This window comes from Streptococcus sp. UMB0029, assembly GCF_002871495.1.
In the GTDB taxonomy this organism is placed as follows: domain Bacteria; phylum Bacillota; class Bacilli; order Lactobacillales; family Streptococcaceae; genus Streptococcus.
The window spans coordinates 97,409-111,507 of sequence record NZ_PNGD01000005.1 but is presented as its reverse complement, the minus strand read 5'-3'; the positions used below and the strand labels follow the sequence as shown (position 1 = coordinate 111,507).

14 protein-coding genes and 1 riboswitch are annotated in these 14,099 nt (G+C 40.5%); of the genes, 3 read left to right on the top strand and 11 right to left on the bottom strand.

The window, feature by feature from the left end; all coding sequences use genetic code 11:
* Positions 1-67 precede the first annotated feature (67 nt).
* Positions 68-1,408, top strand: a complete 1,341-nt coding sequence (locus CJ239_RS04460; RefSeq protein ID WP_102210735.1) for a sodium-dependent transporter — start codon at positions 68-70, stop codon at positions 1,406-1,408.
* Between the two features lie 40 nt (positions 1,409-1,448).
* Here the strand turns inward: CJ239_RS04460 and manA are convergent, their stop codons facing one another.
* From manA to spxB, 5 genes are all read right to left on the bottom strand, one after another.
* On the bottom strand, positions 1,449-2,393 hold the full coding sequence (gene manA, locus CJ239_RS04455; protein WP_102210692.1) for a mannose-6-phosphate isomerase, class I: 945 nt from the start codon (positions 2,391-2,393) through the stop codon (positions 1,449-1,451).
* 258 nt (positions 2,394-2,651) lie between these two features.
* Entirely contained in the window at positions 2,652-2,912 is a 261-nt protein-coding gene (locus CJ239_RS04450; RefSeq protein WP_102210691.1) for a SemiSWEET family transporter, read from the bottom strand.
* Between the two features lie 251 nt (positions 2,913-3,163).
* A complete protein-coding gene (locus CJ239_RS04445) occupies positions 3,164-4,738 on the bottom strand; it encodes an ABC transporter ATP-binding protein (protein ID WP_102210690.1) in 1,575 nt (524 codons plus the stop codon).
* Between the two features lie 513 nt (positions 4,739-5,251).
* Complete coding sequence (locus tag CJ239_RS04435) at positions 5,252-5,599, bottom strand: VOC family protein (protein WP_102210688.1); 348 nt, start codon at positions 5,597-5,599, stop codon at positions 5,252-5,254.
* A 58-nt stretch (positions 5,600-5,657) separates the two neighbouring features.
* The gene (gene spxB, locus CJ239_RS04430; protein ID WP_000191823.1) at positions 5,658-7,433 is read right to left on the bottom strand and encodes a pyruvate oxidase; all 1,776 of its coding nucleotides are present in this window, start codon (positions 7,431-7,433) and stop codon (positions 5,658-5,660) included.
* 196 nt (positions 7,434-7,629) lie between these two features.
* Here spxB and CJ239_RS12110 point away from each other — a divergent pair, with 196 nt between their 5' ends.
* Complete coding sequence (locus CJ239_RS12110; protein ID WP_257994424.1) at positions 7,630-7,755, top strand: hypothetical protein; 126 nt, start codon at positions 7,630-7,632, stop codon at positions 7,753-7,755.
* Between the two features lie 41 nt (positions 7,756-7,796).
* On the opposite strand, the gene CJ239_RS04425 is transcribed toward CJ239_RS12110, so the two are convergent.
* From CJ239_RS04425 to CJ239_RS04415, 3 genes are read right to left on the bottom strand one after another with little or no spacing between them, the layout of a single operon-like run.
* On the bottom strand, positions 7,797-10,040 hold the full coding sequence (locus tag CJ239_RS04425; RefSeq protein WP_102210687.1) for a heavy metal translocating P-type ATPase: 2,244 nt from the start codon (positions 10,038-10,040) through the stop codon (positions 7,797-7,799).
* Between the two features lie 9 nt (positions 10,041-10,049).
* Positions 10,050-10,421: a cupredoxin domain-containing protein gene (locus CJ239_RS04420; RefSeq protein ID WP_000935054.1), complete on the bottom strand. Its 372-nt coding sequence runs from the start codon at positions 10,419-10,421 to the stop codon at positions 10,050-10,052.
* Positions 10,422-10,431: 10 nt separating this feature from the next.
* Positions 10,432-10,827 carry a CopY/TcrY family copper transport repressor gene (locus CJ239_RS04415; protein WP_102210686.1) on the bottom strand — a complete coding sequence of 132 codons (396 nt, stop codon included), beginning with the start codon at positions 10,825-10,827 and terminating at the stop codon, positions 10,432-10,434.
* A gap of 183 nt (positions 10,828-11,010) precedes the next feature.
* Positions 11,011-11,109, top strand: a riboswitch (TPP riboswitch).
* Between the two features lie 83 nt (positions 11,110-11,192).
* On the opposite strand from CJ239_RS04415, the gene thiD reads away from it, so the two are divergent.
* Complete coding sequence (gene thiD / locus CJ239_RS04410) at positions 11,193-11,984, top strand: bifunctional hydroxymethylpyrimidine kinase/phosphomethylpyrimidine kinase (RefSeq protein WP_102210685.1); 792 nt, start codon at positions 11,193-11,195, stop codon at positions 11,982-11,984.
* A 159-nt stretch (positions 11,985-12,143) separates the two neighbouring features.
* Here the strand turns inward: thiD and thiE are convergent, their stop codons facing one another.
* From thiE to thiW, 3 genes are read right to left on the bottom strand one after another with little or no spacing between them, the layout of a single operon-like run.
* Positions 12,144-12,776, bottom strand: coding sequence for a thiamine phosphate synthase (gene thiE, locus CJ239_RS04400; RefSeq protein WP_102210684.1), 633 nt, complete (start codon positions 12,774-12,776; stop codon positions 12,144-12,146).
* The gene (locus tag CJ239_RS04395) at positions 12,769-13,572 is read right to left on the bottom strand and encodes a hydroxyethylthiazole kinase (protein ID WP_102210683.1); all 804 of its coding nucleotides are present in this window, start codon (positions 13,570-13,572) and stop codon (positions 12,769-12,771) included. The genes thiE and CJ239_RS04395 overlap by 8 nt, the downstream gene beginning before the upstream one ends.
* Entirely contained in the window at positions 13,572-14,096 is a 525-nt protein-coding gene (thiW, locus tag CJ239_RS04390) for an energy coupling factor transporter S component ThiW (RefSeq protein ID WP_102210682.1), read from the bottom strand. Before thiW ends, CJ239_RS04395 begins: the two co-directional genes overlap by 1 nt.
* Positions 14,097-14,099: the final 3 nt, after the last annotated feature.

Genomic DNA, 14,099 nt, shown 5'->3' with positions numbered 1-14,099 from the left:
ACTTATGAGGCTATTTGCCAAGGGCAGTAGCTTTTTCTTTTGTAACACTAATTTTAGGAGTTTAACTATGTCTGAAAAATCGCAATGGGGTTCTAAACTGGGCTTTATCCTAGCATCTGCTGGTTCAGCCATCGGACTTGGTGCCGTTTGGAAATTCCCTTACATGACTGCCGCTAACGGTGGAGGAGGCTTTTTACTGGTCTTTCTCATCTCCACTATTTTAATCGGTTTCCCACTTCTCCTTGCTGAATTTGCCCTCGGTCGAAGCGCTGGTGTCTCTGGGATTAAAACCTTTGGAAAACTAGGCAAGAATAGTAAGTACAACTTTATCGGTTGGATTGGTGCCTTTGCCCTTTTTATCCTCTTATCTTTCTACAGTGTTATTGGAGGATGGATTCTGGTTTATCTGGGTATTGAGTTTGGGAAATTGTTCCAGTTTGGTGGAACGGGTGATTATGCTCAGTTATTTACTTCCATCATTTCAAGTCCAGTCATTGCCCTAGGAGCTCAAGCTGCCTTTATCTTGTTGAATATCTTTATTGTATCACGTGGGGTTCAAAAAGGAATTGAAAGAGCTTCTAAGGTCATGATGCCCCTGCTCTTTATCATCTTTGTTGTCATCATTGGTCGTTCTCTCAGTTTACCAAATGCCATGGAAGGGGTTCTTTACTTCCTCAAACCAGACTTTTCAAAACTGACCAGTGCTGGTCTCCTCTATGCTCTGGGACAATCTTTCTTCGCCCTCTCACTAGGGGTTACAGCCATGCTGACCTATGCTTCTTATTTGGATAAGCAAACCAATCTGGTTCAGTCAGGGATTTCCATTGTAGCCATGAACATCTCGGTATCCATCATGGCAGGTCTAGCCATTTTCCCAGCCATGTCAGCCTTCAACATCCAGTCTGAAGGGGGACCAAGCCTGCTCTTTATCGTCTTGCCTCAACTCTTTGACAAGATGCCTTTTGGAACCATTTTCTACATCCTCTTCCTCTTGCTCTTCCTCTTTGCAACGGTCACTTCTTCTGTCGTTATGTTGGAAATCAATGTAGGCAATATCACCAATCAGGACAATAGTCAGCGTGCTAAATGGAGTGTGATTTTGGGAATCTTGACCTTTGTCTTTGGCATTCCTTCAGCCCTATCTTACGGTGTCATGGCGGATGTTCACATCTTTGGGAAGACCTTCTTTGACGCTATGGACTTCTTGGTTTCCAATCTCCTCATGCCATTTGGAGCTCTCTGCCTTTCACTTTTTACAGGCTATATCTTTAAAAAAGCTCTTGCTATGGAGGAACTGCATCTTGATAAAACGGTATGGAAACAAGGACTTTTCCAAGTCTGGCTCTTCCTTCTTCGCTTCGTCATTCCAATCATCATCATCGTGGTCTTCATCGCCCAATTTATGTAATTAAAAAGGACTTGAGTAATGAACTCAGGCCCTTTCTTTTTTATGGATGGCTAACAATCAATTCCAAACCTTGCCCTTCCAGGGTCCACGCTTCAACATCACTTGGTAGGATAAAGTGGCTCCCTTTTTGGATTGGATAATTTTTTCCTTCAACAGTCAGTTGACCTTGACCAGCTAAGACACTAAACAAGCTGTAGTCAGCTGTCTTTTCGAAGTCAACTTTCCCAGTAATTTTCCACTTGTAAACTGCAAAGAAATCATTGGATACAAGGAGAGTGGAACGCAAATCATCTGCTTTGACAGTTACAGGACGGCTATTGGCAGGCTCGCCAATATTCAAAACATCGATAGATTTTTCAAGGTGAAGTTCACGCAAGTTGCCCTTGTCATCCTTGCGGTCAAAGTCATAGACACGGTAAGTTGTATCGCTAGACTGCTGGGTTTCAAGAATCAAGATGCCAGCCCCAATAGCATGCATAGTGCCACTTGGCACATAGAAGAAATCTCCAGCCTTAACAGGCACTTTTGTCAGCAAGTCCTCCCAGTTTTTATCCTCGATTTGCTGGCGAAGTTCTTCTTTTGACTTGGCATTGTGACCATAGATAATCTCTGAACCTTCATCCGCAGCGATGATGTACCAGCATTCTGTTTTTCCGAGTTCGCCTTCATGCTCCAGTCCATAAGCATCGTCTGGGTGAACTTGAACGCTGAGCCAGTCGTTAGCATCCAGAATCTTAGTCAAAAGCGGAAATACAGGTTCTGGACGATTGCCAAACAATTCACGGTGCTCTGCATATAAAGTAGCAAGATCTGTTCCCTCGTAGCGACCATTGGCAACTTTAGAGACACCATTTGGATGGGCTGAGATAGCCCAATATTCCCCTATTTTTTCACTTGGGATGTCATAGCCAAACTCATCACGTAGCTTGGTTCCACCCCAAATTTTTTCTTGCATAACTGATTGTAAAAATAATGGTTCTGACATCATATTCTCCTGTCTGATTTTTCTCCCCTCATTATAGCAAAAAAAGAGTTCGAATTGAACTCTTTTTAACATCTTATAAAGTAGGGAGAAAATTTTATAAAAATAGTAACGATATACTTTTTTCTTTGATAGAGACGAACATAAAAGACTCTTGTAAAGCTAGCTGTCACTGGACTTTTTCCCTCAACTCTCATTCAAAAATTACTTTAATGAAGCATCTATTTTCATAAACGAACAAAACTGAAACCAGTCTTCTTTTTAAATCAAAACTGTAATAGCCGTCACAAGGCCAAAAACGATACCTGGAGCATTGGCAGCAGCAAGGGGAATATCTCTTTCTTTCTTGAAAAGACCGTAGTAAATCCAAGGACTACAGTTGATGACAGCAACCAAGGTCTGGATGAAATTTCCTTTTTGACCAGCCAGATTGTTCATAATTTGTGGGAAGTAAGACACATACATCATAACAGACATGAAGGTCGCTACCCAACCCAAAACTTTCATTTGTTTTTCGGACATTTTCAAAACCTCTTTTATTCTTTTATGCTTTTTATTTTATAATATGATGCAAAAACAAGTAAGAGTTTGAGAGTTTTGTTATAAAAATATAAACTATTACAATCTTGTGATAAGAAAGAAGAATGAAGCTAGGAAAAGTATATATAATCAGAAAAACGCATATTATTATGTATTGAAAAATCTTGATACTGGGTGTTTTATTGCTGAAATATTTACTTTATTTTCTGATAAAACTGACTTTTAAACCAGATTCAATATTTTCCTAAATCTACAACTTGTTGATATCTACTTTCATCATCAATATGATGGGCAATTTCTAACATCATTACAGGAAGAGAAAATAGTAGTTCATGTACCATGAAGGCGTTTTCTTTATCTAGGGCTGCGGTCACTTCATCAGCCAATAACAGATTTTTTCTACGAAGAAGAAAACGTGCCAATTCAACCCTTACTCTTTGTCCCCCAGAAATATTCTCCCCGTTATTCTTGATAATAAAATCCAACCCACCCGTCAATTCAAAATCTAGTTTGACTTGTTTCAAAACAGCAAGCAACTCTTCCTCAGAAAATTCTTGTCCTAATGTCAAATTATAACGCACTGTATCGTTAAAGAGAAATGGGTGTTGGCTAATAATTCCTATACTGGATACAAAACTTGATGTACATTCATTAACAGTTGTCACACCGATAATTTCTCCCTCATCTGCTATTTCTTCTCCAGTAATGAGTCGAAACAAGGTTGACTTACCACAACCACTCGGTCCTTTGATTAAAACTTTCTGACCTGCTTGAACATCCAAATTTAGATGAGTAAAAAGTTGTCTGTCACCATAGGATTTACTTAAATTTTTTATGTGCAGAGCATTCAATTCTTGCGCATCTTTTTTATCTATCTGTTTTACATCTCCAATTTCTAATACTCCAAAAATCTTATCTGCTGTCGTTTTTGCCCCTTGTATATCTACAGCATCATACATAATAGTCTGAATAGGGCTCACTAGCTGACCTGCTGCGATGTACATGGCAACAAGACTTGCCACTGACACTTTCTGCCCAGCCATAGCAAAGTAAAAACCTAAAACAAGTGGTAAAACTTGGCTTAAAAAGACCATGAAACCGTTGCAAAAGAAAATAATATTATGGGTAAAGCAAAATTTTTGAATGGCTAGTTGATAATTTCGATTAATCTTCCAAAATCTGTTCTGATTTTCAGAAATTGCTTGATTCATGAGTAGAGTATGTGCTCCTCGGATACTATCAGATACTTGATTATGCACTTCTACTCTGCCTTGAGCCATGTCATCACCAGTATGTTTGAGTCTTTTATTCATCAAGAACTGAGGAATAGGACGTAAAATAGTGAAAAAGACAAAAATACTACCTAGTAACAAATTTTGCGAAATAATATAAATCGCTGTTAGTAATGCTACAAAGCTCCAGCAAATGATATTGACGTATTTTTCTAAGTAATTATCCCCCAAATACTCCATATCTTGTGTGAGCATGGTGATTTTTTCATCTTCGTTAAAATCTTTATTTATCATCAGCTTGTCAAATAAATCTGCCCTCATATTCATTTGAATTTCACGCCGAAAAACATTATGTGTATGATTACAAAAGAGCATTAAGCTATACAAGACGAAGTATACTGTAAAGCCAAAAATAGCAAACTGTATGATTTTAGAATAAGTCAGTTCTCCTTGATTTAAGGACAAGGCTTGTGAGACGACTAAGGGTTGAGCAAGAGCTAAACCTCCATTTGCCAGTGCACCGATGATAGTATAAAACTTCGTTTTCTTATCCAGATAGTGAAATATTTTATTCATAATGCCCTCCTAGAAAAATAGAGAGACTAGCCGCCCTCTCCATTTTTATATAAACTTAACAAATATTACAATTATTGCTTACAACTTCAACTTTTTTGCAACCTTTTTGTTTTTCTTAACAGACATTTTTTGCTTACCCCTCTCTAGTCCACATCTAAAATATCTTCATAGCAACCAGAAATAGCATAAAGTGCTAGATTTTTACGAATTTTCTCTTGCATATTCTTACAAATCACAGAAGAGCTTAATTCCGTAATATGCTTGGCCATTGGACAAAAGCCTGATTTACAAACTAAAACAAAGGGACATGTTTTACAGTCTTCTCTAACAGACAGAAAGCAGCCTTTCATATGAATCTTGTTTTATACTGTTATGTTTTTATTATAAGATTTTAGAAAAATGCTGTCAATTGCTTTATATGAAAAAGACCGGATTGCTCCGATCTTTCAATAGTTCATATTCTCACATTATGTTTTAAGAATAATTAAGGTTATCTTCAAATGACTAATCGCCTTATTTCATACGATAAAAATCAAGCACTAGACCAGCAGGACCTTTAACTAATAAGGACTCTGTTCCCCAATCCGTTTCACAAGGGACGTGTAAAATCTCGACACCGATCTCTTTTAAACGTTGGTAGTTCTGGTCTACATCCTCAACCTCGATATGAAGAATGATTCCTGACTGAAAATCTTCCAAAGGAATCAAATGATTTTGGGACAACATCAGACAGTGACTGCCAATCGTAAACTGAGCAAAACTGTCATCAACATAATCGGACTTTTTATCCAAAATACGCTCCAAGTCAGCACAGACTTGGGGAACATCTGAAACGATAATATCTAATTGATTTAAATTCATTTACTATCCTCCATAAAAAGACCGGATTGCTCCGATCTTTTTAAGTTCCACGAAGGAATTATTTAATTGCGCGTGATTGCAATCCTTCTTCTTCCAAGAAGAGGCGGAATGGTACGAGTTCTTCTGCTTCATATTTTTCCTTGAAGGCTTTGATTGCTTCTTCTGAGTGAAGTTTTGGATCCAATTCAAGTACTTCTACTGGAAGTGGACGGTGTGGAGTGATGCGAGCATCGATAACAACAGTTTTACCTTCTTTGTTGAGTTTAACAGCTTCTGCAACAACTGCATCGATGTCTTCGATACGGTTTACTGTAAATCCAACAGCTCCTTGAGCTTCAGCAATTTTAGCGTAGTCAGCGTTTGTGAAGTCACAACCAAACAAGTGTTTGTTTGTGTCTTCGTATTTGTCCTTGATGAAGGCATATTTATCATTTGAGAAGACAACGTTGATAACTGGAAGGTCGTATTGAACGTTTGTGATAACGTCTGGGTAGCACATGTTAAATGCTCCATCACCCATGATGTTCCATACTTGGCGATCTGGATTGTCTTTCTTAGCGGCGATACCACCAGGAAGGGCAATACCCATTGTCGCAAAGAGTGGAGATGTACGCCACATGTTCTTAGGTGTCATGTGAAGGTGACGAGTAGATGTTTGAGTAGTGTCACCTACGTCGATTGAGTAGATAGCGTCTTGATCAGCATGTTTGTTGATTGCATTGTAAACTTGATACAATTGCAATTCACCCTCAGTTTTACCTTCGAGTTTGTTCATGTAATCACGCCAGTTTTGGTTATTCTTAACGTTTGCACGCCACCATGGAGTTGATTCAACTGGGTTTACTTTGTCAAGGATAGCTTTAGCTGCTTGACCTGCGTCACCAAGGATTGAAGCGTCAAGGGCATGACGTTTACCAAGTTTGTAAGGATCGATATCCACTTGGATGAATTTTTCAGTGTTCTTGAATGCTTCGTAAACTTCAGCAAATGGGAAGTTTGAACCAAGGAAAAGAACTGTGTCTGCTTCAAAGACAACTTCGTTGGCTGGTTTCCAACCAACACGGTAAGCAGAACCTGTCAAACCTTCATAGTTCCATTCGAAAGCTTCAAAGTTTTTACCAGTTGTGATGATTGGTGCTTTGATTTTACGTGACAATTCAGTGATCACTTCACCAGCTTTAACACCACCGTAACCAGCGTAAATAACTGGACGTTCAGCATTGTTCAAGATTTCAACAGCTTTGTTGATTTCAACTTCGTTCAAAGCAGGAGCGATGAATGAACGTTCGTATGAACCTGAACCGTAGTATGAGTTTTCGTCGATTTCTTGGAAACCGAAGTTTACTGGGATTTCAACAACAGCTGGACCTTTTTTAGAAACTGCAGCACGGCAAGCTTCGTCGATTACTTTTGGCAATTGCTCAGCGTAAGCTACACGTTTGTTGTATACAGCGATACCGTTGTACATTGGGTTTTGGTTCAATTCTTGGAAAGCATCCATGTTCAATTCGTTAACTGGACGTGATCCAAGGATTGCTAGGAATGGAGTGTTATCCATAGCTGCATCGTAAACACCGTTAATCAAGTGAGTCGCACCTGGACCACCTGAACCAACTGCAACCCCGATTGAGCCGCCGAACTTAGCTTGCATAACCGCTGCAAGAGCACCTGTTTCTTCGTGGCGAACTTGCAAGAAACGGATATCTTTGTCTTCAGCCAAAGCGTCCATCAATGAGCTGAGTGTTCCTGATGGGATACCGTAGATTGTGTCTACGCCCCATGTTTTCAATACGTTAAGCATTGCTGCAGATGCAGTAATTTTCCCTTGAGTCATAATGATAACTCTCCTTCAAATATTTTTAAATTTACTAAGAAGCATTCAGATAAATTATGAAAACGCTTTTAGCAAATTTATTACAATTCTAATTTACCACATTTAATTTTAGTTTACTAAGAATCTGCTCAGAAGTTTTTATTCTCTATTACAGTACAGTTTGAAAACGTTTTTAAATTCTGTTTTATAATACTCAATGAAAATTAAAGAGCAAACTAGGAAACTAGGCGCAGGTTGCTCAAAGCACAGCTTTGAGGTTGTAGATAAGACTGACGAAGTCAGTTACATATATCTACGGCAAGGCGACGTTGACGTGGTTTGAATTTAATTTTCGAAGAGTATTAAAAGCGAGCAAGCTCGCTTTTAATCTATTTTACTAAAGTTTAGCAGAAGTGAACTGGTCAGAACGGATACAGAACTAAAGGCCATGGCTAGACCTGCCAGTTCTGGGTTGAGGGCCAGTCCAACACCTGAAAAAACTCCTGCTGCTATCGGAATTCCAACAACATTGTAAATAAAGGCCCAGAAAAGATTGAGCAGAATACGATGAAAGGTTTTCTTACTCATGTCAAAGGCTCGCACCACTCCTAGGAGGTTATTAGTTGTCAACACCAAATCTGCTGACTCGATGGCGATATCTGTTCCAGCTCCCATGGCAATCCCCACATCTGCTACACTAAGGGCAGGAGCATCATTAATCCCATCACCAACAAAGGCTACTTTACCTGATTGTTTCAGTTTATGGATTTCATGGGCTTTTTCTTCTGGCAAGACACCTGCAATGACCTCTTCGATTCCAATCTGATCTGCAATGGCACGCGCCACACCTTCATTGTCTCCTGTCAGCATGACTGTTTTAAGACCACGTTTTTTCAGTTGACTGATGGCAAGCTTAGCATTTCCCTTGGGAATATCTTGCAAAGCAAGCAAGCCTTTGATTTCATTGTCCACAGCCAAAAACACAACTGTCTTAGCTTCTTTTTCTAGTTGTTCTAGTTTTTCTTGATAAATGCTAGAAATATCCATGCCATCCAGCATTTTAGCATTTCCAAGCAAAACTTGTTTTCCATTGATTTGCCCTGAAACACCTTTTCCGTGCAAGGCTTGGAAATTTTCCACAGTGTGAAGCTCAAATCCAGTTTCAGTCGCTCGCTTAACAATAGCCTCAGCCAGTGGGTGTTGAGAAGCTTCTTCCAAGGAGGCTGCCAATCCAAGCACTTCTACTTCGTCGCCGATGATATCTGTGACCACAGGTTTCCCTTCCGTCAAAGTCCCGGTCTTATCAAAGACAATAGTTTGAACTTTCTGGATTTCCTGTAGAACCATTCCATTTTTGAGGAGAACTCCCATCTTGGCACTGCGACCTGTCCCCACCATAAGGGCTGTCGGTGTTGCAAGTCCCAATGCACAAGGGCAGGCAATAATCAGTACTGCTACTCCATAGAGAAGCGAAGACACAAAGCTCGCTCCAAGCACAACTACACTATCCCTGAGCAAGACGAACCAAACCCAAAAGGTCACAATCCCTAAAATGACAACTGCTGGGACAAAAATCCCTGAAATTTTATCCGTCAAGTCCTGAATCGGCGCACGACTGGTCTGAGCTTTCTTCACAAAATCCACAATCTGAGCCAAAACAGTCTCTGAACCAACTTTTTCTGCTCTAAAAACAAGTGTTCCACTATTATTGATGGTTGAACCAATGACGGTATCTCCAACTGTCTTGTCCACTGGCAGGCTCTCACCTGTCACCATAGACTCATCAATACTAGAGATACCTTCTACTACGACACCATCAACCGCAATCTTTTCACCGGGACGCACTCGAATCAGGTCACCTACCTTGACTTGCTCCAAAGGGACTTGAACATAGTTATCCTCACGCAAGACTTCTGCAGTTTTAGCCTGCAAGTCAAGTAATTTCTCCACAGCTTGGGAAGTATTTTTCCGCATTTTCTCCTCAAAAACGGCTCCCATAAGAACGAAGAAGAAGATAAATGCAGCACTTTCAAAGTAAACGGGGAGGCCAGCGAAGAGGGCTACTAAGCTATAGAAATAGGCCACTAGGGTTCCCAGAGCAACCAAGGTATCCATGTTGGCATTGTGCTTTTTAAAACTAGCCCAAGCACTTTGGATATAAGGACCACCTGCTACTAGCATAATCGGTGTTGTGGCTAAAAAGGTGCCCCAACGCATGACTTGGTGACTAATCCCTCCTGTCGACATCCCAATCATGAGGATCACAAGAGGCACAGTAAAGATACTAGTAATCCAAAAACGCTGTAAAAGTGATAGAGATTTTCGAGTCTTCTCAACAACTGTATAGCTTCCTTTTTGCATCTTCATACCACAAGAAAATTCATGTTGACCTAATTCTTGAGGGGTAAAACGAATTGTTTTCTCCTCATCTACGCCGATTGGTTCCAAAATGCCTTCTTCTTCAAACAGAATTTCCTTGTAACAGTTTGAAGGAGTTGCTCGATGAAAGGTAATCTCAGCTGGAATTCCCTTTTGAAGCTGGATATGGGCTGGATGATAGCCTTTCTCAGCTGTAATATGGATTTTTTGAATGCCATTTTCTAGGCTTACTTTCACAATTTCAGTCATATCATTCTCCTATTCTACAATCATCTTACCGTGCATCATATTCATGCCACAAGAGAAACCATACTCTCCAGCCTGCTCAGGCGTGATTTCCACTATATACTCTTCCCCCATAGGCAGGTCCGCATGGACACCAAAGTCTGGAAAAACAATTTGGTCCAAACATGGTGAAGGGTCCTTACGGTCAAAGACAATGCGGGCTGGCACTGATTTCTTGAGGATAATCAACTCAGGAGTATACCCTCCCATGACCTCCACTCGAATCTCTTGGTAGCCCTTTTTTTGCTGGGCCTTTTGTCCAGATTTTTCAGGCTTTTTGAAAAACCAAAACAAGATAAAGGCGATAAGGGCAATACAAATAATGGTTACAATACTATTTAACATGACGTCTCCTTTACATACAATTACATTTTACTTCTGTCACAGCGTTTGATTTCTTCTCAGAAATCACAGCTTCTAAGTCTTCCAAGTCAGCCAGAGTAAAATCACATTCCATAATCAAATCAGCCAGCAAGTTCTTAATCCTACGGGAACAAACCTTGTCCTTGATATCTTGGACAAGTAAATCCCGACTTTGGTCCAAAGTTAAAAGGGCTGAATAGACAAAGAACTTGCCTTCTTTTTTCCGAGTCAGACACTCTTTCTCAACCAAACGAGCCAAAAGAGTTTGAATGGTTGACTTGGACCAGTCGAACCGCTCCGCCAGAACCCTGATCAAATCCGTACTAGTCTGTTCCCCTTGCATCCAAATAATCTTCATGACCTGCCATTCTGCATCTGAAATCTGCATTAGCACACCTCCAAAATCTACATTTGTCAATTATGACTCTAAGTATACTCTTAAAATCTACATTTGTCAACTATAAAATTAATCTTTTCTTTGAAAAATTGAATTTTAACCATATAATACAGGATTTTCAGTCAAATCTTACTATATAAACTATAAAAATATGCTATACTAAAGAAAAAAGAAAACAACCACTAGGGGTGCGTAAAGCTGAGATTAACAACTGTTAGATCCCTTTGACTCAATCTAGGTAATGCTAGCTGATGGAAGTGGAAATGATAATGTGGACTAGCAGTCTTCTATTACCTTTCTAAAACAGACTAGCTTGTTCTTAAGAATACAAACTTCAGTTGGTTGGGAGGTTTTAGATGACTTATTTACCCGTTGCTTTGACCATTGCAGGGACTGACCCTAGTGGTGGGGCTGGCATTATGGCAGATTTAAAGTCATTCCAAGCTAGAGATGTCTATGGAATGGCTGTTGTGACCAGTCTTGTTGCTCAAAATACCCGAGGCGTTCAATTAATCGAGCACGTCTCCAACCAAATGCTGAAAGCTCAATTGGAGAGCGTCTTTTCGGATATCAAGCCTCAGGCTGTAAAAACTGGGATGTTGGCAACTACTGAAATAATGGAAATCATCCAGCCCTATCTTAAAAAGCTGGATTGTCCCTACGTTCTTGACCCTGTTATGGTCGCTACGAGCGGAGACACCCTGATTAATAGCAGTGCCAGAACCTACCTAAAAACAAATCTGCTTCCACTTGCAACCATTATCACACCCAACCTTCCTGAGGCAGAAGAGATTGTTGGTTTTTCAATCCATGATTCCGAAGACATGCAACGTGCCGGTCGCCTGATTTTAAAAGAATTTGGTCCTCAGTCTGTTGTCATCAAAGGTGGTCATCTCGAAGGCGGTGCCAAAGACTTCCTCTTTACCAAGGATGAGGAATTTGTCTGGGAAAGCCCACGAATTCAAACCTGTCACACCCATGGTACTGGATGTACCTTTGCTGCAGTGATTACGGCTGAACTAGCCAAGGGCAGAAGTCTTTACCAGGCAGTCGATAAGGCCAAGGCCTTTATTACAAAAGCCATCCAAGACGCCCCTCAACTCGGTCATGGTTCTGGTCCAGTCAACCATACAAGCTTTAAAGATTAAAAAAACTCTCTAGTTCCCACTTTAAGGGAATTAGAGAGTTTTTATACTTTTTAAAAATCTCTTCAAACTAGGTCAGCTTTATCTGCAACCTCAAAGCTGTACTTTGAGCAAGCTGCGACTAGCTTCCTAGTTTGCTCTTTGATTTTCATTGAGTATTAATTAGAAAATAATGTCATCCAACTTTGTTAAAAAGGCTTGCGTTTTTGCCTCTACATCTTCTGCTTGCATTAGATCGCGTACGACTGCTACTCCAGCTATACCCGTGCCGATAAGTTGGTCAATATTCTCTGATGTCAATCCTCCAATAGCAACTACTGGAATGGCTACCCTTTGGCAAATTGTCTTCAAGGTTGAAATCAGGGTGATAGGCGCATTTTCCTTGGTGGTTGTTGGGAAAATGGCTCCTGTCCCCAAGTAATCTGCACCCCCTTCTTCTGCCTCGAGGGCTCTTTTTACAGTTTTAGCTGTGACACCAAGTATTTTTTCAGGGCCCAAGACTTGTCGGGCAACCGAAACTGGTAGTTCATCATCTCCTATATGCAGACCAGCAGCATCAACCGCAAGACAGACATCCAAACGATCATCGATTATCAAGGGAACTTGATAGGTATCTGTTATTTCCTTGACTTGTTTTGCCAGTTGATAATATTGATTGGTTGTAAGATTTTTTTCTCGTAATTGGACTATGGTAACCCCTGCACGGCAAGCCCTCTCAACCTTTTCAAGAAAGCTTTCCAAGGAATCTTGGTAGCGATTGGTTACCAGATACAGTCTAAGTGCCTCTCTATTCATAAACATCTCCTTTGATAGCATCTAGCCAGTTTTCATCTCTTTTGAGGAGCGAAAGCTGATTGAGTACTTGGTATCGAAAATCTTCCAATCCCATTCCTTGAACAACTATTCTCTCAGCAGAGATATTGAGATAAGAGACTGCTAAGCAAGAAGCTTCAAAGGCAGTCTTTCCTTGGCTGAGAAAAACGGCTGTCAAGGCTCCAACCAAGTCTCCTGTCCCTGTTATCCAGTCTAATTCTGCACAGCCATTCTCCAATACAGCAACTTGATTCTTCGACACGATGAGGTCCTTAGGGCCTGTGACTAAGAATGATATACCTGGATAGGTCTGACACCAGTCTTTCAAAACTTGAAGCAAATCCTCAGTTTCTTGATCTTTAGCACTCGCATCGACCCCAACTCCGTGGTGTTTTAAGCCAACAAGACTTCGAATTTCCGACATGTTTCCTTTAAGTACCGTAGGGCTATAGTCTAAAAGGTCTCTGACTAGTCCCTTACGAATGGGCGACGCTGTTACGCCAACCGCATCTACTACCATCGGGAGAGAAGATTGGTTTGCATACGAAGCTGCCATTCGGATTGCTTTTTCCTTCTCAACAGACAAATGCCCCAAATTGATGAATAGAGCCTGGCTTTGTTTAGTAAAATCAAGCACCTCTCTGGGATCATCTGCCATGACTGGTTTACATCCCAGAGCCAAAATCCCATTTGCCAGCATCTCACAAGAAATTTCATTGGTAATACAGTGAATGAGGGAAGTCGTTTCCAGAGGAAAAGGATTTGTCAATTCCTGCATCAGTCTATCCTTTCACCAAAGAAATATTCCTGCACTTTTTTAAAGAATTCCTGCTTGATTAAAAATCGAAAGGCAATAAAGGAAATCGCTGTACCGATTAAGGTTGCTCCGAAAAATCGAGGTGTGTAGATAAACCAGCTCAGTTTGGCAGCTGATCCTGTGAACAATACCATAACTGGGTAAGAGACGATTGATCCGATGATACCTGTACCGATGATTTCCCCTAAAGCAGAAAAGTAGAATTTTCTACCATGTTTATAAAATAGGCCTGCAAGTAGCGCTCCAAAGGTAGCACCTGTTAAGGCCAAAGGCGGAATCCCTTGAGTCGTCATACGGATAAAGGCTGTCACTGTAGCCATAGCCAAAGCATAAACAGGTCCCATCATGATTCCTGCTAGAATATTGACTACACTGGACATCGGTGCCATTCCCTCAATCCGAAAGATAGGTGTAAGGACTACATCAAGGGCAATCATCATAGATAAAATGGTTAATTTGTGAACTTGTAATTGGTGCTTTCTCATGTT